General features: G+C 38.7%; 14 protein-coding genes and 1 pseudogene. 13 read left to right on the top strand and 2 right to left on the bottom strand.

Features of this window, described 5'->3' with window-relative positions; genetic code table 11:
* Positions 1-86 precede the first annotated feature (86 nt).
* The 6 genes from P20495_RS00360 (at position 87) to P20495_RS00385 (ending at position 6,438) form a co-directional block, all read left to right on the top strand.
* Entirely contained in the window at positions 87-1,853 is a 1,767-nt protein-coding gene (locus P20495_RS00360; RefSeq protein ID WP_008139519.1) for a MotA/TolQ/ExbB proton channel family protein, read from the top strand.
* Positions 1,853-2,551, top strand: a complete 699-nt coding sequence (locus P20495_RS00365) for an OmpA family protein (protein ID WP_008139517.1) — start codon at positions 1,853-1,855, stop codon at positions 2,549-2,551. The genes P20495_RS00360 and P20495_RS00365 overlap by 1 nt, the downstream gene beginning before the upstream one ends.
* The gene (locus P20495_RS00370; RefSeq protein WP_008139515.1) at positions 2,551-3,687 is read left to right on the top strand and encodes an HNH endonuclease; all 1,137 of its coding nucleotides are present in this window, start codon (positions 2,551-2,553) and stop codon (positions 3,685-3,687) included. Before P20495_RS00365 ends, P20495_RS00370 begins: the two co-directional genes overlap by 1 nt.
* 29 nt (positions 3,688-3,716) lie before the next feature.
* Positions 3,717-4,226 carry a hypothetical protein gene (locus tag P20495_RS00375; protein WP_008139514.1) on the top strand — a complete coding sequence of 170 codons (510 nt, stop codon included), beginning with the start codon at positions 3,717-3,719 and terminating at the stop codon, positions 4,224-4,226.
* Between the two features lie 75 nt (positions 4,227-4,301).
* On the top strand, positions 4,302-5,276 hold the full coding sequence (locus P20495_RS00380) for a YafY family protein (protein ID WP_033016522.1): 975 nt from the start codon (positions 4,302-4,304) through the stop codon (positions 5,274-5,276).
* Between the two features lie 73 nt (positions 5,277-5,349).
* Positions 5,350-6,438, top strand: a complete 1,089-nt coding sequence (locus P20495_RS00385; RefSeq protein ID WP_008139511.1) for a cell division protein FtsZ — start codon at positions 5,350-5,352, stop codon at positions 6,436-6,438.
* A 42-nt stretch (positions 6,439-6,480) separates the two neighbouring features.
* Here the strand turns inward: P20495_RS00385 and P20495_RS00390 are convergent, their stop codons facing one another.
* Both P20495_RS00390 and P20495_RS00395 read right to left on the bottom strand, forming a co-directional pair.
* Positions 6,481-7,932, bottom strand: a complete 1,452-nt coding sequence (locus P20495_RS00390; RefSeq protein WP_242401508.1) for a tyrosine-type recombinase/integrase — start codon at positions 7,930-7,932, stop codon at positions 6,481-6,483.
* Positions 7,933-8,167: 235 nt separating this feature from the next.
* Positions 8,168-9,841 carry a hypothetical protein gene (locus tag P20495_RS00395; protein WP_008139508.1) on the bottom strand — a complete coding sequence of 558 codons (1,674 nt, stop codon included), beginning with the start codon at positions 9,839-9,841 and terminating at the stop codon, positions 8,168-8,170.
* 259 nt (positions 9,842-10,100) lie between these two features.
* On the opposite strand from P20495_RS00395, the gene P20495_RS21795 reads away from it, so the two are divergent.
* From P20495_RS21795 to P20495_RS00410, 7 genes and pseudogenes are all read left to right on the top strand, one after another.
* A complete protein-coding gene (locus tag P20495_RS21795) occupies positions 10,101-10,346 on the top strand; it encodes a YfhL family 4Fe-4S dicluster ferredoxin (protein ID WP_083829723.1) in 246 nt (81 codons plus the stop codon).
* Positions 10,347-10,799: 453 nt separating this feature from the next.
* Positions 10,800-12,514 (top strand): annotated as a pseudogene (locus P20495_RS21155) (N-6 DNA methylase).
* Positions 12,504-13,568 (top strand): YhcG family protein, encoded by a 1,065-nt coding sequence (locus tag P20495_RS00400; RefSeq protein WP_008139493.1) that lies wholly within the window; start codon positions 12,504-12,506, stop codon positions 13,566-13,568. Before P20495_RS21155 ends, P20495_RS00400 begins: the two are co-directional and overlap by 11 nt.
* 86 nt (positions 13,569-13,654) lie before the next feature.
* Positions 13,655-15,205, top strand: a complete 1,551-nt coding sequence (locus tag P20495_RS22265) for a restriction endonuclease subunit S (protein WP_008139491.1) — start codon at positions 13,655-13,657, stop codon at positions 15,203-15,205.
* Positions 15,206-15,274: 69 nt separating this feature from the next.
* Positions 15,275-15,433, top strand: a complete 159-nt coding sequence (locus tag P20495_RS22165; RefSeq protein ID WP_008139489.1) for a hypothetical protein — start codon at positions 15,275-15,277, stop codon at positions 15,431-15,433.
* A gap of 8 nt (positions 15,434-15,441) precedes the next feature.
* Positions 15,442-17,181: an SWIM zinc finger domain-containing protein gene (locus P20495_RS00405; protein WP_008139487.1), complete on the top strand. Its 1,740-nt coding sequence runs from the start codon at positions 15,442-15,444 to the stop codon at positions 17,179-17,181.
* 59 nt (positions 17,182-17,240) lie between these two features.
* Positions 17,241-20,585 carry a type I restriction endonuclease subunit R gene (locus P20495_RS00410; protein WP_008139486.1) on the top strand — a complete coding sequence of 1,115 codons (3,345 nt, stop codon included), beginning with the start codon at positions 17,241-17,243 and terminating at the stop codon, positions 20,583-20,585.
* Positions 20,586-21,253 lie beyond the last annotated feature (668 nt).

Raw genomic sequence — 21,253 nt, 5'->3', positions numbered from 1 at the left:
TTTTCCTTGCCATTAATGCGTGTTTTCTGCTTTGAGGTTTCAAAGTAGTTGTCTATTTAATTACGAGAGTACAAAAGATAAATCATATGGATATACTAGAAAGTTTACTACGCAGTTTTGATCCAAACGTTGTTAGCGGTGCAGTATTAATTTTAATGCTTTTTGTTTTTGGTTCAGGTTTGTTTTACACCAAAAAGGCTAGGCAAGTTGAATTTGTTCAGTTTGTTCCAACACTATTAACTACTATGGGTATTTTTGGTACTTTTTTAGGTATAGTTCTTGGTTTATTAGAATTTAACCAAAATGATATAGAAGCCAGTATTCCGTTATTATTAGCAGGTTTAAAAACGGCATTTATTACAAGTTTAGCGGGTATATTTTTATCTTTAGTGTTTAAAACACTGTCTACGTTTTCTTTCTTAAAACCTAAGCAACTAGAAGATAGCATTTCTCATGCAACACCTGAGGCGATATTAGGTGCTATGCAAGCGCAGGTTGTAGAAACAAAAGTTTTAAAAGAGGCGATTGTTGGTAATGAAGAGTCAACACTGTTTGGGCAATTAAAAATATTACGTGGTGATATTAATGATAATGCAAAAACATCGATAAATATTGCCCAAGAGCAAGCCGTAAAACAACAAGAGAACTTTGAAGCGTTTAGTGAAAAGCTATGGCTTAAGCTACAAGATTTTGCAGATACTTTATCAAAGTCAGCTACAGAGCAAGTTATTGAAGCGCTAAAACAGGTGATTAGTGATTTTAATAACAACTTAACAGAACAGTTTGGTGATAACTTTAAACAATTAAATGAAGCGGTAATTAAATTAGTTGAATGGCAAGAAAACTATAAAGTTCAGCTTAAAGAAATGAGTGATCAATACGCTCATGGTGTTGCTTCTATTTCTGCTACTGAATCATCTGTTGCACATATTAGTGAGCAAAGCCAAATAATTCCTCAATCTATGGGTGAATTAAAAGGCGTTATGGAGGTTAATCAACATCAATTAGCTGAGCTTGAACGCCATCTAGAGGCCTTTAAAGATATGCGCGATAAAGCTGTTGAAGCCGTCCCGCAAATTCAAAAACAAGTTGAAGCTACAGTGAATGATATATCGGCTGCCGTAACAACAGCGAGTGACCATTATAAAACCCTTCTTACACAATCGGACGATTACATAAAAACTCACGTTCAGACATCTAATGATTTATTAGACAAGTTTGCTCATGAAACAGAGAAAGGCATTAATAGTGTTGGTGAGCGTTTGATTGAAAGCTCAGACAAGATTGCTACAGAAGTAGATAATGCTGGCACTGATTTTATAAATCGTACAAGCAGGACAAATGAAAGTTTACAGGTTAGTTCTGATACTTTATCAACAAATAGTAAAGAAATTCAGAATTATTTACAGGATACAGTAAGTGATCTAAACAATCATATGCGTGACATGATTGAAAAACTAGTAGATGACGCTAAAGATATTACTTCAACTATGAAGCAAGCTAATCAAAACCTTGTGACAGATACAGAGCAGGTGCGTGACACTGTGGTTAAGTCTGCAGAAAAACTTCAGCAACGCCTTAATGAAGTGATTGATGATGCAGCTGCACAGCAAATTAACCAAGCTAAACGTACCTTTGATGCAATGGAAAATGAGGTTAAAAAGCAGGTTGGTATGACTGGTGAAGCCGTAGACTCGCAACTAAAACTTATTGATACTGCGATGCAGCAAGAAATAAACCGTGTAATGAACGAAATGGGTAAGGCACTTGCACAGGTAAGCGGTAAATTTGTTGATGATTATATTAAGCTAACTAAAGCGATGAATGAAGTTGTAAGTCAGCGAGTAATGTAATGGAAAAGATATTTGGCTCTCAAAACACCTCACAAGATAGTGGTGACCATTGGTTAACTGTATCAGATTTGATGGCTGGTCTAATGGTTGTATTCTTGTTTATAGCTATTGTTTTTATGATGATAACTCAAAAAGAGAACGACAAGATTAAAGATGTTGCTGTTGCTTACCAACAGAATCAAGTTGCTATATATGAAGCTCTAGAAAGCGAATTTGAAAAAGATCTTGATGAGTGGGGAGCAACAATAGACAAAGAAACGCTAGCGTTCAATTTTCAATCTCCTGATGTTTTATTTGCTAATAATGAAACTAGATTAAGTGACGCATATAAAGAAATATTAAACGACTTTTTCCCTCGATATATCAACGTGCTTGCTCCGTTTAGGGACTCTTTAGATGAAATTCGTATTGAGGGTCATACTTCGAGTGTTGGTTTAAGAGGCTCTACAGAAGCGCAAGCATATTTTTATAATATGCGACTATCTCAGGGTCGAACACGTTCTGTATTAGAGTATGGCTATGCACTTATGCCTAATGAGTCTGATTGGATTAAAGCTAATATTGCTGCAGTTGGTTTTTCATCTTCACGTTTAATTAAAGAGAATGGAGTGGAAGATGCTGCAAGGTCAAGGCGTGTATCCTTTAGGGCTATTACTAATGCTGACATTCAAATAAAACGGATACTGGAGGCGCAGTAATGAAGCTAACAGTTGATTTTAGTGCGTTACATAGAGCGGTAGCACCTTTAGGGCAAGTTGTTACAGACTTTTCTATTACCAGTGATGCTTCTGAACTTGAGAGCATTGGCAGTCATCTTAATCAAGGGATGATTTTAGGTAAAGATGTACAGTTAGATGAAATTGATGGGTCAAACGGTGTATTAAACTATGATGGCCATCAGGTTATGCTTTATATACCGGATCAAGGAGATGATATTGAAGCTGTGTTGTCTAATGGTAAATTAGGGCGACGTATCCATGTGGCAGAGTGTTCTACTCTTGAGTTGATGCGAGAAACAGGCCGGTTTAAACGCTATGATGTTATTAATCGGGTTGATGGCTTTTTCCCTGTATTCGGCTCAAGCTACAGAGGTGGCCCTAATACAGAGGGAGAGGCTGATTTAGGTGTATGTAAAAACTGCTTAAAAATTCTTAATTACAAGGGTTACTCTACTCAGAGTCCTCAAGTTAAAAACCAAGTATTTAATAGTTTCTCGTTTGAACAATTCTTCGAAGTTTATAGCTCCTACTTTAAAAGTTTACCTGTTAACAGTAAAAAACATACAAGTGGTTATACGTCAGATTGGCCATCAATTTCAGCTAAGTTAAGAAGCGATTTGAATTATACATGTGAGCAATGCGGCGTTGACCTTAAATCTGAAAAAAGGCTCTTACATACTCATCATATCAATGGGAATAAAGCAGATAATGAACGAGATAATTTGAGAGTACTTTGTGCAGATTGTCATAAAAAGCAGCCACATCATGATCATATATATGTAAGCAACTCAGATATTCTTAAAATTAACCAGCTAAGACGAGAACAACATAAGTTTGACGTGTTTAATTACGATAATCTGCGAGAGTGTGCAGATACAGCATTAGATGGCCTTCTGCAAAAATGTGAGTCGACTAGATTACCAGGTGCTGAGCTAGGGATTGTTATTCAAGATAAAGAAACATTTGTTTCAATCGATCTTTGCTGGCCAAGACGAAAGGTAGCTGTGCTTATTAACATGAGTAATTCTAATATATTAAGAAGACACGGCTGGACTGTATTTACTGCATTCGACGCCTTAAATAACTTTGAGAATTTTCAACGCCAAATTAGATAAGAAATTTTAATTTTAAAGGATTAATTTATATGCATTCTAAAGCAAGCTTTGTTTTTTGGCTTACATTAGCACTTTATTTGATAACACTATTTACTGTTACTTATGTAGGGGTTTATCTAACCTATATAGCTCTACCACTTTTGGTCATTTCAGGACTAATCATGAAGTGCACAAAACCAAAGGCTGAGGTACAGAAAGTTTATGATGATAGTAAATCTGCAGCTACTCAGGCGCTACTAGGCACAAGTAATTTTTTAGGTAGTGTTAATGAAGGTCTAAATGAATTTAATAGAAACTTAGAAATTAAAAATAAAGTACACGAGCTAGTCAGAGAGCGAACGAAGGCCTATAAAGCTAAGATACAATCGTTGAAAATAGAAAAAATACCCTTTGAAATGAAGTTAACCCATGCAGAGCTAGGCTCAGAAAAACGCACTCTACAAGATGAAATAGAGCGTATTGATAGGGAAATAGAATTGAACAACAAGCATATAGAGCAGATTAAGATAGCCTGTGAATTAGAAGTTAGAGCTCCGTAATAATAGATATTTCTGAAAGCTACTATCTTTGAAATTGTTTTAAGCTAATTAAGCATAGTTCTATAGGTGATTAAAATGCTCATTTTAAGGCAAAGTACAATTCTTGATATTATCCCCTTGAGCCCTAGGTATATCTCCTCACATGAATTAATGGTTAAACTCAACCAGTTTGGCTTTGATATTTCAACCCGTATGCTACAGCGAGACCTCCAATCACTTTATGAGCAAGGTTGCTTTGGGCTTGAAAAAGATACCCGCAGTAAGCCCTATGGCTGGTCTATAAATGCGCAGTGGCGAGGTGGTAATACAAAAGTAATGAGTACTGAAGTTGCAGAGCATTATTTGTTGTTGGAGCAATTACTACCGCAATCTGTACCGAGCGATGTGAAACGCTCTGTGCTTACTAAAGCAGAGCAGGCTCTTAAACGTTTTAATGGACATGTGCCTGACTGGCTTGCAACCCTGCCAAAACCGTCTTTAAAAGTGAATATTGATACTCAGTTAGTGGCGCAAATTGAGCATGTGATTAAACATAAGCGTGCAGTGAGCGCTGAGCTTTATAGAGTACTTTACGATGAGGCACATTGGTTAAAGTTTGCTGAGTTGAGTTTTTATAACATAGTTGAGCAAGGCGGTGTGTTAATGGCGCAGTTTATGGTGGGGTCGCTTCACGATAAATGCTATCAAATGCCGGTTTACCGCATCCGGAATGTACACATTTTGCAAAAAACACGGCGTGAGCCAAGCACTGAGCAATTAAAGTCGTTACGTAGTGCGATTAACAAAGGCATGTCGCAAGAAGCGATTGAGTTAATTGTAAAAGTACCCAGGCACTCGGCGGTTAATCAAGGCTTTATTGAACTTGGTGAGCTGACTGACAAGCAACAGATTGACGATAAAAACGTATTACTTACCTACCAAACTATTGATGCCGAACAACTAACCGATGAGCTATTTAAATGTGCTCATTGGCTCGAGGTTATTAAACCTGAAAAACTGCGGCAAAGAATAACTACAAAGCTTAAAGCGGCCGCTACCATCTATAAATAACTCCAACTAGTTTAGGTGCGTCAAAAATTGACGCACCTATTTGTTATGCTCCTTTAAAAGTTAAGGAGTAGTTATGTTTCAATTAATTCAGCAAAATGATGGTTTATCAATCGGTGTATTTGGCATTGGTGGGTGTGGCTGTAATACGCTTAACAGTATTTTTGAACAGCGTGAGTCTGATCAGGCGCACTTGTACAGCGTTAATACCGACAAAGTGGTGCTTGAGCATACACAAAGTGATGAAGCTGTGCTTATAGGGGCTGAGTTAACTCATGGTTACGGTGCAGGAGCCGACCCAAAAGTTGGGCTGCAAGCGGCGGAAGAGAGTAAAGAGCAGCTTTTAACGCTTATTAATGGCTGCGATATCATACTGTGTGCAACAGGGTTGGGTGGCGGTACTGGGACTGGCGCTAGCCCGTATATTGCAGAGCTTGCGAGTGAGCAAGGTAAGCCCATTATATTTGTTGCTACATTGCCATTTAGTAGTGAAGGGCAGTTTAGAAGCAATATAGCGCAAACCGGCCTAAATGATCTAAAAGAGCATGCTAATGCTGTTATTACACTCCCAAACGATCAACTGATTGAAGTGCTAGGTAATGATATTGGTTTATTTGACGCCTTTATGCATAGCAACCAAATACTCCATTCACTGATAAAATCATTAATCGATATGCTGTGTTTTCAAGGACTTATTAATGTTGATTTAAACGATTTTGCGAAAATTATGGATTGCCAGGGTGATGCAGTACTAGGTGTTGGTAAATGCGATGAAGAAAGCGAGCTTACTACTGCGCTTGATGGTGCACTTAATAACCCACTGGTTAATCAGGTAGATATGTCATCAAGTACGGGGGTGATAATACAAGTAAACTGCAAAGATGAAATTTCACTGGGCAGTTATAATCTCATTACCGATACAGTACGTCAGCAGGTAAGCCCTAATGCTTTGGTTATTTGTGGTGTCTCGAAAATAGAAAGCCTAACGATTAACTATGAGCTGCTAGTAATTGCTACGGGCGCGAGTTCAAAAATGATACTTGATGACACTACAAATGAGTCAAGCTCTAAAGTAGTCGCCACTAAGCCAAAAGCATCTGATATTTTTGATATCCCTGCTTTTATAAGAAATCAATCTGCACCACCTAGTAAAAGCTCTTTATAGGTTTTGTAAGCAAAGAAAAAGTTGTATTGCAATATGTAAGCGCTACTCTAATATTTGCAAAGGGCGGCTCTTTTTAAGCTTTTGGGTTTGCTGAACTATATTACCCCAGATAGTGGAATAAGCACTTATTGTGCTTTTGACTTTGGCGATGAAATTATTTGAATAATCTAATTTTAAAAATGATTTTTTAGTCGTTTTGTTTTTTAACTTAGCCTGTATTTTTACTTCTTTAAGTATTTCCTTCTCAAATAGGGAAAAGTTTTTATAAAGTGCTTTAATATCAGTGTTATATATTTTATTCGAGTGGTCATAATGTTTACTCATCGGATCGTGATCTAAAACAGAGTGATGGAGCATTTTTTTAGACTCAATTTCAGCAATTGTTGATGACCCAATTTTTTTAGTTAGCACTTCTTTCATGTGCGATTTTAAGAAGCTGCGAAGTAGTGTTGGATAGGCTCCGGCAGAGCCTTTTATATTTATGTTATCTCGCGAGGCCACGACCATGTCTTTTGGCGCATGATACTTAAGTGCTCGGTTTAAACTCTCTTTACTAATGGGTTTTGAGTCGTCTTTAACCTTGCAAAATAAGTAGGTGCGGTTTTTGTCTGGGTTTAATTTTAATTCTTGTTGTATCGCTTTTTTCATCTCGGATGTGAGTTGTATTTTGAACTCTTTTTGGTTTTTCATTGCTCCGCGAGCGGTATGAGTTGTTTCAGGAAACGTTAAAAATTTAGGGTTATCCAAATCATCTATATACGATAGGCGCAAGTTGCAAATATTTATAGGTCTTAGCCCAGTAAACATCATCAGTAGTACCGCATTTATTAATGTATTATTTTTAGCTGTTTTTAGGTTTATGTATAGCTGAGAAATTAGAGATATATCAGTATATGCCTTACAAGGAATAGGCTTCGCCGTTCGAGAAGATATATAATTATTGTCTACCTCTAGGAATGGATTAGTGCCGTTATTATATTTATTTTTTGCGAACACCCACAGCTTTTTCATTTGCTCGAATAGCTTAGCCACATGCGGACCACTTTTCTCTGTTAACAGTTGGTCAAGCGTTGCTTCTATTATCTCAGGCGTAATAGTTTGAAATAACGTATTTTTACCAAAGGCATTTTGAATTGCATTAAGGTAAGAGGTGTATGTTGTTACTGTGGTTTCAGCTAACTTGCTAGGGCTATGTTTATTTATTGCCTGTAAGTTTTCTATTTGTTTACTCACTACAAATTCGATTGTGTAATTAGAGGTGTTTTTTTTGTATATTTCGGTCGCTCTTAATTTCGCTGCCGAAAAACTCATATTATTAGAATCACCAATCTTGATATTTTTTATACCATGTTCTTTTTTAAAATGAGTAAAAAATTTAATAATGCCATCATGCTGGAATACAATTCTTATTTGATCTTTAAGCTGATACTTTGAAAGTCTTCTACCTTTATCCTGCGCCAATATAATAGTCGCAAGACTGGCTAGCTCTTCCATTGACTCGTCATTGTACGGTGGCTTAAATGCATTAAATTCAACCATGCAAAGGTCTCGACTTTTAATCATGACCTCACATGGTTTTATTGAATTTAATACTGATGTTGCCATTAATACATAAGCCTTAAAAAAGTTAAAATCATCAAATAACTGATGAGGTATCGCTCTAATAAGGCAATGATATGAAATTAATTTTTTTTACTAAAAACTTTGGTAAGTCGAAATTAAACTTTTTTTAATTATTTTTTGCTTTAGCTTCTTGGTCACTTAAATATCTCTCAACGACAGCTCTTCCTTCTTCGGTTAAGATCAAATCTTTTGCTACTCTGCCCGTATCACCAAGAGGCTGATTAATGAAGTTTACATAACCTCGTTTATAAACTAGATGATCTTTAATCCTATCTCTCAGGGCTTTCTTTTGGTTGTTTTCTTTAAGGTTTTTAGCTTGTTTACTTTGCATACCTGTAAGTCTGAGTTTTTGGCTTTCGAGTTCTTTCGCTCTTTTTAAAATACTGGCTTCATGAATTTTGAATACATTAAATTTTAGCTTTGTTGAAGTGCCAAATAGCTCTTCAGATTTATCATAATTCAAGCCGTTTGGATCGTCCTCTTTTCTTAGGTGATGAAGCGCGAGTCTGGTGAGTTCCTCTGCGTGTTTAAAATGATAGCCGTTGGCAACCATAATCGCTTTTGCGTTGGATTTAAAAAAGCTTCGGCACATTGTGCAAAATGCACCTGCAGATCCTTTCATTACAATATTTCTTTTATCTCCTTTTACTGCATCAACAGGTGAGTAATCTTTAATGATCTTATCCAGCGACCTTTTAGCAAATGGTTTGTTAAGATCGCGAGGCTGAAGAAATATATGATCAGGGTTACAGTTGGGTAATGCATTTTCCATCCAGGCTCTCTGCTCTAAAATAATGGCGCGCATGGCCTTGGTTAATGGCAGCTTATATTCTTTTTGGTTTTTCATTTCTCCACGAACCCCAACAACAGATGCCGGAAAGGTAATTAAGGTTGGAAAGTCGATACTATTGAGCCACTCCCACTTCATTTGTGGAATATTAATAGGGCGTATGCCTGTCAAAATCATAAATCGCGCAGCATTTTTTTGATGTACATTTGGGGCCGATGCGAGGTTTATCCATAATTCAGCTATCGAATCTAAGTCTGTATAAACTTGGCAAGGACGGGGGCTTTCTACACGGTCAGATACGTAAAAGTCATCGATATCAGCAGCTGGGTTTTTACCTGAGTTAAATTTGTTTTTGGCAAATCGCCATACCCTTCTAATTTGTGCAAAAAGCTCAATTGCTTGGTTGTTGGACTCTGCCTTGATAATTAAATCTACAATCTTTTCTAACTCTCCAGCTGTAAGAGACTGGAATGCACGCTTAAGCGGAAAATGATGCCTAAGCTTTTTTATTCTACATTGATATGTTCTGAGCGATGAAGCTGCAAATTTAGTGGGTGCGGTGTTATGACGCTCTATTAAGCTTTGTTCATAAGCATCAAACACAGTTTTAATATTATGATTATTTAAAACGCCATATTTCATTTGTTCAGTGAGCTTACGCGCTTTTGCTATTGTTAATTCAGGTGCTTCACCTAACTTGGTATTCGCTATACCAGATGATTTTGGGAAGTTAGAGTAGAAAATAGCGGTGCCAGACTTGGTGAAAATTAGTCGAATATGGTGTTGTGCTTCGTATTTCGATAATCTTTTAGTCCGACTAGGTCTAAGGCCTTGTTTATCTGCACTTTTTTCTTCAAAAAATATGATATTTTGAGCCAGCGTAGCACACCGATTTATGTGCTGCATAGAAAATGGAGGTTTGAGCTGGTTCCATTCTAGTTTAGCTTTCGTGTATTGAACTTTGGTAAGCGTTGATAAAGAGTGCTTCACTTTGTAATAACCTATATAAATAAAGGCCTTGCGGCGATTTTTATTGATTGAGATCAACAAAGCAACAGAGAAAAATAGGCATAATTCGTGGCTGCAATTTACACCTAAAAATAAAATGGTGTGTTACGAATGTGTGCTACGATTAAATAAAAAATAAAGGTTTTTTATTGAACTACACTTGTATGAAAAGTAGTCAAAAAACATTTCATTTAAATCTATGTTTATGTTTTATAATGATTTTAATTGAAGGGGCTTAAAAGTGGCTCTACTCATAAATAGTAAATGCATTAACTGCGACATGTGCGATCCAGAATGCCCTAACGAAGCCATTTACATGGGCGCTAAAATTTACCAGATAGATGCAAATAAATGCACTGAATGCGTAGGCCATTACGACAAACCAACCTGTGTCAGCGTATGCCCAATTGACTGCATAAAGCCCGACCCAGCCCATCGTGAAAATATAGACGAACTGGCTGAAAAATATGTCAGGCTAACGAGTTAGTTTGTTAATTGGTTTTTATGTGTAATGGGTTACGAAGCGAAAGTGGCGATACTGTCGCAACAACCAAACTGCTCGCATATGACTAGGGCGTGTTGATCTTTGGTGGGTGAGTTTGCAGCTGTATGTTTGGTTTTTAGGCAAGGCAGAGCCTATGTAGTGTGGTTATTCCCCATAAATAGGCGATAACGCAGCATAAATACCAAACATGCGCTGCCCTTTGGGTTCTTTCTAGGGACGATAAACTCTTTGTTGCTCGGTTTTTACTTAGCCCACTAGGTTACAAACCTCGCGCCGCGATTTAATCGCCCCTAGATTGAACAAATTTCAATCCACAAAGATCAACACGCCCTAATAAATATCCCCTCATATATTTTTAATTAAGTCTCAATAATTCGCGCTCTTTACGGTATGATAACTCAATAATTTGTATTGATATTCTGGTCTGAGATAGCTATGGAAACCGCACCTAAAAAAACCGCCACAAAGCCCGCTACTAAAAAAGTTGCTAAAAAAAACACAAAACAAGCACAAGTCGGGTTTGAAGAATAGCTTTGGGATGCCGCCAATAAACTACGTGGCAGTGTTGAATCAGCCGAATATAAGCACATTGTTTTAAGCTTAATCTTTCTTAAATTTATTAGTGACAAGTTTGAAGTACGTCAAAAAGCCATTATTGCTGAGCACGGCGATGAATACATCGACATGGTCGACTTTTACGCAATGGATAACGTGTTTTATCTACCAGAAGACGCCCGCTGGTCATACATTCAAACCAACGCCAAGCAAGGCGATATTGCAGTTAAAATAGATACCGCACTTCACGGCGTTGAAAAAACAATAAATCACTCGCGGGCGCATTGCCCGATAACTACTTTTCACGTTTAGGGCTTGATGCCAGTAAGCTCTCAGCGTTAATCGATACTATTAATAATATCGACACCATCGCCAACCAAAACGAAAAAACAGAAGAAGACTTAGTTGGCCGTGTTTACGAATACTTTTTAGGTAAATTTGCTGCATCTGAAGGTAAAGGCGGGGGCGAGTTCTATACGCCAAAATCAATTGTTACCCTAATAGCCGATATGATTGAACCATTTGAAGGTAAAATTTACGACCCCTGTTGTGGCTCGGGTGGTATGTTTGTGCAATCGCTTAAGTTTATAAATAGCCATAACGGTAATCAAAAAAATGTGTCTATTTATGGGCAAGAGTACACCAACACCACCTATAAACTGGCAAAAATGAACCTTGCTGTGCGCGGTATTTCGGGCAATTTAGGCGATATAGCAGGCGATACCTTTTTTAAAGATCAACACCCCGACCTAAAAGCCGATTACATAATGGCAAACCCACCATTTAACCAAAAACAGTGGCGCGCCGATAACGAGCTAGTCGACGATGCCCGCTGGGCAGGTTACCCAACACCGCCTACCGGTAATGCCAACTATGCGTGGATCATGCACATGATCTCAAAACTCAGCGAACATGGCACCGCAGGCTTTGTGCTGGCTAATGGTTCAATGGGTTCAAACACCAGTGGCGAGGGTGATATTCGCCAAAAAATAATCGAAAACGATCTAGTCGATTGTATGATAGCCCTACCAGGGCAGCTGTTTTACACCACGCAAATTCCGGTGTGTTTATGGTTTATCAGTAAAGATAAACGCGGTAATAACGAAAAAGGCTTACTAAAGCGCCGTGGCCGCCAAGGCGAAACGCTATTTATAGACGCCCGCGAAATGGGCTCTATGGTTAACCGTACCTTAAAATAACTCACCAACGACGACATAGCTAAAATAACCCAAACCTACCATATTTGGCGCGGCGAAGAGCTAACCACTGCAAGTACTGAGCGAGAAAGCGCAAATAAAGAGCAAAGCGAAAATAAAGAGCAAGAACAAGAGTACCAAGATGTCGCTGGTTATTGTAAATCAGCCACCCTTAGCGATATAAAAGTGAACGACTACGTACTTACCCCTGGGCGCTATGTCGGCGCGGCCGATATTATCGACGACGGTATCCCGTTTGAAACCAAAATGAGCGAACTTAGCCAAACCCTTTATAGCCAAATGAATCAAGCAGATGAACTTGATAACGCCATTCGTAAAAACTTGCAGGCCTTAGGCTATGGTGAAGAGCGTGATGGAGAAAAACGTAATGACTCATAGTGAAGAACACCCATCTACTCAAAACGAGCACTTATTAGTTGATATTCGCCGCATTGTTGAGCAAGCCCGTGGGCAAGTTAAACAAACCGTAAATACCGCCATGCTGCAAGCGTATTGGCAAATAGGGCGCTTAATTGTAGAAGATGAGCAAGGCGGTGAAACACGCGCAGCCTACGGCAAAGCAACATTAAAACGGTTATCGCAGCAACTCAGCACAGACTATTGCAGAGGATTTGACATAACCAACCTGCGTAATATGCGCCGTTTTTATCTCGCCTTTGAAAAACGAGACGCAGTGCGTCTCGAATTAAGCTGGACGCATTATCGTGTACTATTACGGGTTGATAGTTCAGCTGCGCGCAACTGGTATCGAGATGAAGCCATTTTACAAAATTGGTCGGCGCGCGCGTTAGAACGTCAAATAGGTAAGCTATATTACGAACGCTTATTGTCTAGCAAAGAAAAACAACCCGTTGAGCAAGAAGCCCAACAAAACACACAAGTATTGGCAGAGTCCGCAAAAGACTCCCTGCGCGATCCCTACATTTTAGATTTTTTAAACCTGCAAGACAAAAGCTATCAAGAAAACGACCTAGAGCAAGGCATTATAAATAACTTACAACAGTTTTTATTAGAGCTTGGTAAAGGCTTTGCTTTTGTAGAGCGCCAAAAACGCATTCGCTTTGATGACGAAGACTTTTATATAGACCTCGTTTTTTACAATTTTAAACTCAAATGTTTTTTATTGCTCGACTTAAAAATTGGCAAACTCAAACACCAAGATATAGGCCAAATGGATACCTACATTCGCTTGTACGATGACCTACACACCAGCAGCGACGATAACCCTACTATTGGCTTGGTCTTATGCAGTGAAAAAAGCGAAGCCGTTGTTAAATACTCTGTACTGAGCGACCAAAAACAACTCTTTGCCGCAAAATATTTAGCCCACCTACCCAGCGAAGAAGAGCTGCGCATAGAACTCCAAAAAGAACGCGAACGTGTGCAAGCGCAATTGCTTAGTCTGCAAGTTAAAGGCCAAGATGATGAATAAACAAATAGTGGGTGCTGTTGATAGCCAAATGAAGCAAAGCGATGAGCTTAATAAAGCCATTCGTAAAAACTTGGAGGCGTTGGGTTATGGGGAGTAGCTTAAAAACTTATACAGTTGAAGAGTTAGTTAATTTGGGAGCCTTGGAAAAACCACTTGATGGAAATCATGGTGGTATCCATCCTAAAAGCTCTGAATTTGTAGCTGAAGGTATTCCATTTATAATGGCTTCAGATATGAAAAATGGGAAAATTGATACTAGAAATTGTAAATTTATCAGTGAAGATCAAGCTAGAGGACTAAGAAAAGGCTTTGCTAAGGAAGGAGATGTACTTTTATCTCATAAAGCAACAATTGGCCGAACAGCTATTGTTGATAATATAGATACTGCTTTTATAGTTTTAACACCTCAAGTAACTTATTATCGGGTTAAAAATTTAGGTGTAATAAACCCGAAATATCTAAAATATTATTTTGATTCCGTACAGTTTCAAAGCTTATTTGAACAATGGGCAGGAGGAGGTTCAACACGACTATATTTAGGTATTACAGGGCAAAAGAAGCTACCAATTGAGTTACCAGATATTGAAACTCAAAACTCAATTGCGTCGATTATATCTGATTATGATTTAAAGTTATTACTCAACCGCCAAACCAACCAAACCTTAGAGCAAATGGCGCAGGCGCTATTTAAAAGCTGGTTTGTTGATTTTGATCCGGTGTTCGACAACCTACTTGCTAGCGTTGATTTTAAGTTAGAAAACCTTGAAACTAGTCTGCCTGACGAGTTAAAACAAAAAGCACAGCGCCGCTTAGCGGCACTAAACAGTTTAGAAAATGCTACAGAATGCAAAGCCTCACTCATTGCGCTCGCTCACGAGTTACAAGCGCAAACACAAGCAGCAGTGCAAGTATCAGAAAAAGCCGCTGAAACACCCGTTAAAGCAAACCCTACAATATTAGCGCAACACGCAAACACCCACGCCCACTTCCCCAATGAGTTCGAACACAACGAACAACTAGGCTGGATACCAAAGGGCTGGGAAGTAAAAACTATTAATGAACTATGTAAAATAAATCCAGAATCTTGGACTAAAAAAAATGCACCAAAGGTAGTTAAATATGTTGATTTGGCTAATGCTAAAAATGGAGCTGTGGGTGAAGCTATAGAGTACAGTTTTTCTGAAGCACCAAGCCGAGCAAGAAGAGTTTTGCGGCCGCATGACACAATCATTGGTGTTGTAAGACCTGCAAATAGATCTTTTGCATATGTGAATGAAGAAAATTTAACGGGTAGTACAGGATTTGCAGTAGTTAGAGCAAATAATCAAAATTGTAGAGCGTTTGCATATTTTTCTCTAACTAATGATGATTGCATTCAAGAGTTCACGCGCATTGCAGATGGCGCTGCTTACCCAGCAATAAAACCAGAAGATGTCGCGAAGACATACTGCCTCTTCTCAAATAATAAAATCTTGGACGCATTTGAATCTATCGTTGGGGAATTTATGACTAAAGTTGCAAAAAATGAACAACAAAATAGATACTTAACCAAACTCCGTGACACTTTGTTACCCAAACTCATCTCTGGCGAATTACAAATACCTGATGTAGCCACCGACGATGAAACAGTTGATTAATACATAGGCTAAGCACTTAACCATTAAAAATAAAAATAAAAATAAAAATAAAAAGAATAAGGATGTTTGATGAAATTTACTGAAGCCAAATTAGAACAAGCGGTGGTTGAGTTATTAGCCGAACAAGGCTACCCGCATTTATTGGGCAGTGAGCTCACCCGCAATAATAGCGAGGTATTAATTAAAGAAGACCTACGCGCTTTGCCAATTAACACAATGAGTGAATAAGAATTAGTATGTTTGATTTAAATGAAATAGAGCAACGCGTAGCCAGCAAAACTTACGATTTGGGTTATAGTTTGTACGCATCAAATAATGTCAGTAAGTTACTTATTGTGGGTGATCAAGCAATGGCGAGCGTGGCGGGGCAGTATAAATACAAAGTCACCTTAGAAAATAGTGAAAGCGGACAATGTATGGCAAGCTGTACGTGCCCCGCAGCCGATTATCAAGAGGTATGTAAACATGCCATTGCCGTGGCGCTCAAAGTAAACAGTTTATCTGCTACTGAATTAGCCAACGCAAACGCCGATGCTACAACACAAGGCAACGAACGCGGGGCATTAATGGCGTGGTTTTTAGATAAACCGGCTAACGAACTTACCGATATAATTATGGGTTTTTTAGATGAGTCAGAGCATGAATACGATAAATGGGTATTTATGATGTCAAACGACAAGCAAGCCATGAGTACAGGTGAGCTAAGCAAACTTATCACTAAAGCCTTGCCTAAAAAATCAGTATGGGGCTGGAATGAAGTACGTAGCTATTTTGCTAATGCTGACTCACTGTTTGAAATGATATTTCCTGCGATAGAAAAACTGCCTGTTGATCAGCAATGGCAGTTGAATTTTAAAGCCTTGGTGCGTTTGAACACCGTACTTGAAGAAATTGATGACTCCGGCGGCTTTCGCTTTGATTTAGAAGGGCAGCTTAACCAAAACCTGACCGAGCTTTTTAATCAACTGCCTTGGTCTGATGAGCAAAAAGCGCAGTGGATTTTTGAGCATTTTGAAGATTACAAATACGATGTATTCCCGAGTGTACCGCATGACTTTGACATAACACCCAGTGTAAATACCTTGTTTTTAGCACTGTGTACAACTGCAATAGAAAAGCGACTGCACGCGGGCGTTGACTTTAGTGATTGGAGGCAAAAAAGCGCGCTTACACACCTTACGTCGATATTAATAAAACAAGCGCAAGGGCAGGATGATTGGCAAGCGCAACTGCGTTTAATTAAACTAACAGCCCATGACTCGTCGGATTATTTAAAAATAAGTGCGCTTTGCAAAGCGCGTAATGACTTATTAGATGCCGCTTGCTATTTAAAGCAAGCGTATCAACGGGCAAGTAAGCCACATGAAGTGCTTGCATGTAAACGCGATGAAATAGAACTTCGCCTTGAATTGTCAGAATTTAAAACCGCATGGGCAATCGCGTGGCAGTTATTTGTAGATAACCCGAGTTTTAATGGCTTTAAAGATTTACAAACGCTACAACTAAAAACCGGCATCATTGATGCCCAGTTTACGCAAAAAGTAGAGCAGCTATTGCTATCTCTTTCACAGCAATACACTCAGTCAAACCAAAGGGTTAATCGTTTTTCTAATTATCCGTGCGAGTTACTGGATTTTTATATTGATCAAAATGACATTGAAAAAGCACGTTCATGGGCAGTAAAGCATGAGGTTAAGTCGAGTCAATTGATAACGTTGGCTGGTTTAATTATGGCGCAATATCCACAAGAGTCGATTGACTTGTATCACAAATCACTTAGCAACATAATTGGACAAACCAATAGTGACGCTTACCGAGAAGCAACTAATTTATTAATTAAAATAGAAAAAAGCTTAAAAGACAAAAATGCCGACTGCACGCTATTATATGAAATGATTACTACATTGGCTAAGAAGTTTAAGCAAAAACGCAATATGATAAAGTTGTTGCGAGAATACTTCCCGCATTGTAGCTAAGAATAAAAGTTTAAAAAATAATAACTAACATGAATAAACCAGCGGACGGTGCTAAATAGATGAAATTTACTGAAGCCAAATTAGAACAAGCGGTGGTTGAGTTATTAGCCGAACAAGGCTACCCGCATTTATTGGGCAGTGAGCTCACCCGCAATAATAGCGAGGTATTAATTAAAGAAGACTTACGCGCTTTTTTAACCAAGCGCTACGCTAAAAATAATATTACCACTGGTGAAGTAGACTCTATTATTGCAAAGCTTGAAAAGCTGCCAGCCAGTGATTTATATGAGAGCAATAAAACCTTTTGTAACTGGCTAAGTGATGGCTTTTTACATAAAAGAGACATGTTAAGTGGTCAAAGTAGTGATGCGGCGAAGAGCCAGTCTCAAAAAGATTTATATATTCAATTACTCGATTACGACAACGTTGAGCAAGGCATTAAAAGTAGCCTAATAGCAGGCAGTGCTATGGCTGCTTTGGATAATGTGAATGAAGCCAGTGTTACTTACCTGCAAGACGACAACATTTACCGCTTTGTTACCCAGTTAGAAATACAAAGCCCCACAAGCTACGACAACGTTGAACTGCGCATTCCCGATGGCATTTTATATGTGAATGGTTTGCCGCTGGTGGTGTTTGAATTTAAAAGCGCGATACGCGAGCAAGCCCCTATTTTTGAAGCGTTTGAGCAACTAACGGTGCGCTACAAACGTGCTATTCCTCAATTATTTGTGTTTAATACCTTGTGCGTTATAAGCGATGGCGTGAATAATAAAATGGGTAACTTATTTGCGCCGTATCAGTTTTTTTACTCGTGGGGAAAAGTAACGGGGCAAGAGCTAACCGCACAAGAGGGCATAAATTCATTACATACTTTATTGCATGGCTTGTTTGATAAAGCGCGTTTGCGCGATGTAATGCGCAACTTTGTATTCTTCCCTGATTCTGATAATAAAAGCGCGGGCAAAAAAGAGAAAAAAATTGTGCCGCGTTACCCGCAATATTATGCCGCTAATAAGCTGTTCGAAAATATAAAGCTGCATTTAAAGCCAAAAGGCGATGGTAAAGGCGGTACGTACTTTGGCGCAACGGGTTGCGGTAAAAGTTACACCATGCAATTTTTAACACGCTTGCTGATGAAAAGTGTTGAACTTAAAAGCCCGACCATTATTTTAATTACCGACCGAACCGATTTAGACGATCAACTCTCGCAGCAGTTTGGTAATGCTAAAACCTACATTGGCGATGACACGGTAAAAACAGTCACCAGCCGTACTCACTTGCGTGAGCTATTAAAAGGCCGTAACAGCGGCGGTGTATTTTTAACTACCATTCATAAGTTCACCGAAGACACTGCGCTTTTAACCGAGCGCACTAACGTTATTTGTATCTCTGATGAGGCGCATCGTAGCCAAGTTAACCTTGATCAAAAAATTACTATTACCGACAAAGGCCCAAATGCCGGAGTGAGAAAAACCTTTGGTTTTGCAAAATACCTGCACGACTCACTGCCAAACGCCACTTATGTTGGCTTTACGGGAACGCCGGTTGATGCAACGCTGGATGTGTTTGGCGAAGTGGTTGACTCGTATACTATGACCGAATCAGTCAAAGATGAGATAACCGTACGCATTGTTTACGAAGGGCGCGCCGCTAAAGTGTGTTTAAACAACAGTAAGCTGGCGGAAATTGAAGCTTATTACAAAGAATGCGCCGATGCAGGCAGTAACGAGCTGCAAATAGAAGACAGTAAAAAAGCCACCGCCAACATGAATAGCATTTTAGGCGACCCAGACCGTATTAAAGTGTTAGCAAAAGATTTTGTACAGCACTACGAAAAACGTGTTGAAGAATGCTCAACGGTTGCCGGCAAGGCAATGTTTGTGTGTAGCTCGCGTGGCATTGCTTATCAGTTGTATCAAGAATTAGAAGAATTACGCCCAGATTGGTTTGATGTTGTCGACTCTTTAAACGAGCAGGATAACGCGCAAAATTTATCGGATACCGAACGAAAGCGCGCTATTAGCGAAGGCCGTATTGCAGCCCCTTCTGAAAAAGTAAAAATGGTGATGACCCGTGGTAAAGACGACGTAGCACGCTTATATAATTTACTTGGCAGTAAAGACGAGCGTAAAGAGCTTGATAAGCAATTTAAAAACAAACATTCAAACTTTAAAATAGCCATAGTGGTAGATATGTGGCTAACCGGTTTTGACGTGCCATTTTTAGACACCATGTACATTGATAAGCCACTGCAAAAGCACAGCTTAATACAAACTATTTCGCGGGTTAATCGCCAGTTTGAAGGCAAAGATAAAGGCTTGGTAGTCGACTACATCGGTATTAAATCTGAAATGAATAAAGCCTTAGCGCAGTATTCAAAAACAGACGAAACCAACTTTGAAGATATTACCGCGTCGGTTATCGAAGTAAAAAATCACTTAGCGCTACTTGCCCAGTTATTTCATAAATTTGACAGCAGCCCTTACTTTACAAGCGAAGCAGTTACGCAGCTAAATAGCTTAAACCACGCCGCCGAGTTTGCGCTAATTACTGAAAAGCGCCAAAAGCGTTTTATGGATTTAGTTAAGCGTTTAAAAGCCGCTTACGATGTATGTTGTGGTAGTGAAAAAATTAACGAAAACGAGCGTAACCACATTCACTTTTACCTCGCTATTCGCTCTATTATTTACAAGCTAACCAAAGGCGAAGCGCCCGATACCGCGCAAATGAACGCCAAAGTACGTGAAATGATAGCCGAAGCCCTACAAAGCGACGGTGTCGAAGAGGTATTTAAACTCGGTAATGAAGACGGTGGCGAAATCGACATTTTTAATGATGACTACATCGCTAAAATAGAAAAAATAAAACTTCCCAATACCAAAATAAAAATACTGCAACAAATGTTAGCTAAAGCCATAGGCGAGCTTAAAAAAGTAAACCAAACCCAAGGTATCGACTTTACTAAACGCTTTGAATCGCTGGTACAGCGCTATAACGAGCGAAAAGATGATGACATATTGGTAAGTAACGTACTTGATGAGTTTTCAGACACTATGGTTAATATGATTTACAGCGTACGCGACGAAATGAACGCCGGCGACGAGCTAGGTATTGATATTGAAGAAAAAGGCTTTTACGACGCATTAAAAATGCTCGCGGTTAAATACGACTTTGATTACCCAGAAGATAAGCTGATTGAGCTCGCCCAAGCGGTAAAAGTAATAGTGGACGACAAAGTTAAATTTGTTGATTGGAACCACCGCGAAGATATTAAATCATCACTAAGAGTAGAGCTTATTTTAATACTGGCTAAATTTAAGTATCCGCCAATTAGCCACGACGAAGTGTACAAAGAAATATTTGAACAAGCACAAAATGTAAAAGCGAATAAAGAGAAGTAAAACATAAAGCGGACGATGTTCAATAGCTAAGCGAATAATTGGTAGTGTTTAAAGTTGGTATCTGTTCAGTAAACTTGTGAAAAGAAAATTCAATTGAATTTCATAGATACAGTTTAAGCTACTTAATTAGCTTAAGCTCAATGATCAATACATTATAATGTCAGCTTTGTTATTGCGCTATTTTAGTGGCGCTATAGTAAAACACTTATTTAATGCAGTAGTGATAACCGCACAGTTAACATAGCTCTGCAGTGTTATTTATAGAGGTGTCTTTAAATTCCCTAGGATTTGTGTACAAATTGGTTGTTTAATGGGCGAAAAAGGCGATGTAGCCCTTTATTTGTATAGCTTTCATACTAAATTCATTTAATTGACAAAAAGCTGAAATAAAACATTGACCCCCGCTCGAATCTCCCTATAATGCGACCCCACTGAGACGGGAAACGCCGAAGCATAGCAAGGCAGCAACTACTCAGAGAGTTAAATAAAACTTCGGTTTTAAATCTTCCAAAAGAAAGTTTAAAACTAAGTATTGACTCGAAAAATAAAGGGTGTATTATTCGCATCCCTTGAGGCGCTAAAGCGACTCAAAACGTTCTTTAACAATATAAAGCAATCATCTGTGTGGGCACTCGTACAGATTGAGTTCTAACAGCCAAACTACTTAT

The sequence above is a fragment of the Pseudoalteromonas sp. BSi20495 genome (assembly GCF_000241185.1).
In the GTDB taxonomy this organism is placed as follows: domain Bacteria; phylum Pseudomonadota; class Gammaproteobacteria; order Enterobacterales; family Alteromonadaceae; genus Pseudoalteromonas; species Pseudoalteromonas fuliginea.
This window is presented reverse-complemented; position numbering and strand designations above follow the sequence as displayed.

What these genes read in the sequence shown, in the direction of transcription:
- P20495_RS00385 (WP_008139511.1), top strand. Translation starts at nt 5,350, where the DNA reads ATGTTTCAATTAATTCAGCAAAATGATGGTTTATCAATCGGTGTATTT.
- P20495_RS00370 (WP_008139515.1), top strand. Translation starts at nt 2,551, where the DNA reads ATGAAGCTAACAGTTGATTTTAGTGCGTTACATAGAGCGGTAGCACCT.
- P20495_RS00380 (WP_033016522.1), top strand. Translation starts at nt 4,302, where the DNA reads ATGCTCATTTTAAGGCAAAGTACAATTCTTGATATTATCCCCTTGAGC.
- P20495_RS00390 (WP_242401508.1), bottom strand. Translation starts at nt 7,932, where the DNA reads ATGGAAGAGCTAGCCAGTCTTGCGACTATTATATTGGCGCAGGATAAA.
- P20495_RS00410 (WP_008139486.1), top strand. Translation starts at nt 17,241, where the DNA reads ATGAAATTTACTGAAGCCAAATTAGAACAAGCGGTGGTTGAGTTATTA.
- P20495_RS00360 (WP_008139519.1), top strand. Translation starts at nt 87, where the DNA reads ATGGATATACTAGAAAGTTTACTACGCAGTTTTGATCCAAACGTTGTT.
- P20495_RS22265 (WP_008139491.1), top strand. Translation starts at nt 13,655, where the DNA reads ATGGGGAGTAGCTTAAAAACTTATACAGTTGAAGAGTTAGTTAATTTG.
- P20495_RS00400 (WP_008139493.1), top strand. Translation starts at nt 12,504, where the DNA reads ATGACTCATAGTGAAGAACACCCATCTACTCAAAACGAGCACTTATTA.
- P20495_RS22165 (WP_008139489.1), top strand. Translation starts at nt 15,275, where the DNA reads ATGAAATTTACTGAAGCCAAATTAGAACAAGCGGTGGTTGAGTTATTA.
- P20495_RS00405 (WP_008139487.1), top strand. Translation starts at nt 15,442, where the DNA reads ATGTTTGATTTAAATGAAATAGAGCAACGCGTAGCCAGCAAAACTTAC.
- P20495_RS00365 (WP_008139517.1), top strand. Translation starts at nt 1,853, where the DNA reads ATGGAAAAGATATTTGGCTCTCAAAACACCTCACAAGATAGTGGTGAC.
- P20495_RS00375 (WP_008139514.1), top strand. Translation starts at nt 3,717, where the DNA reads ATGCATTCTAAAGCAAGCTTTGTTTTTTGGCTTACATTAGCACTTTAT.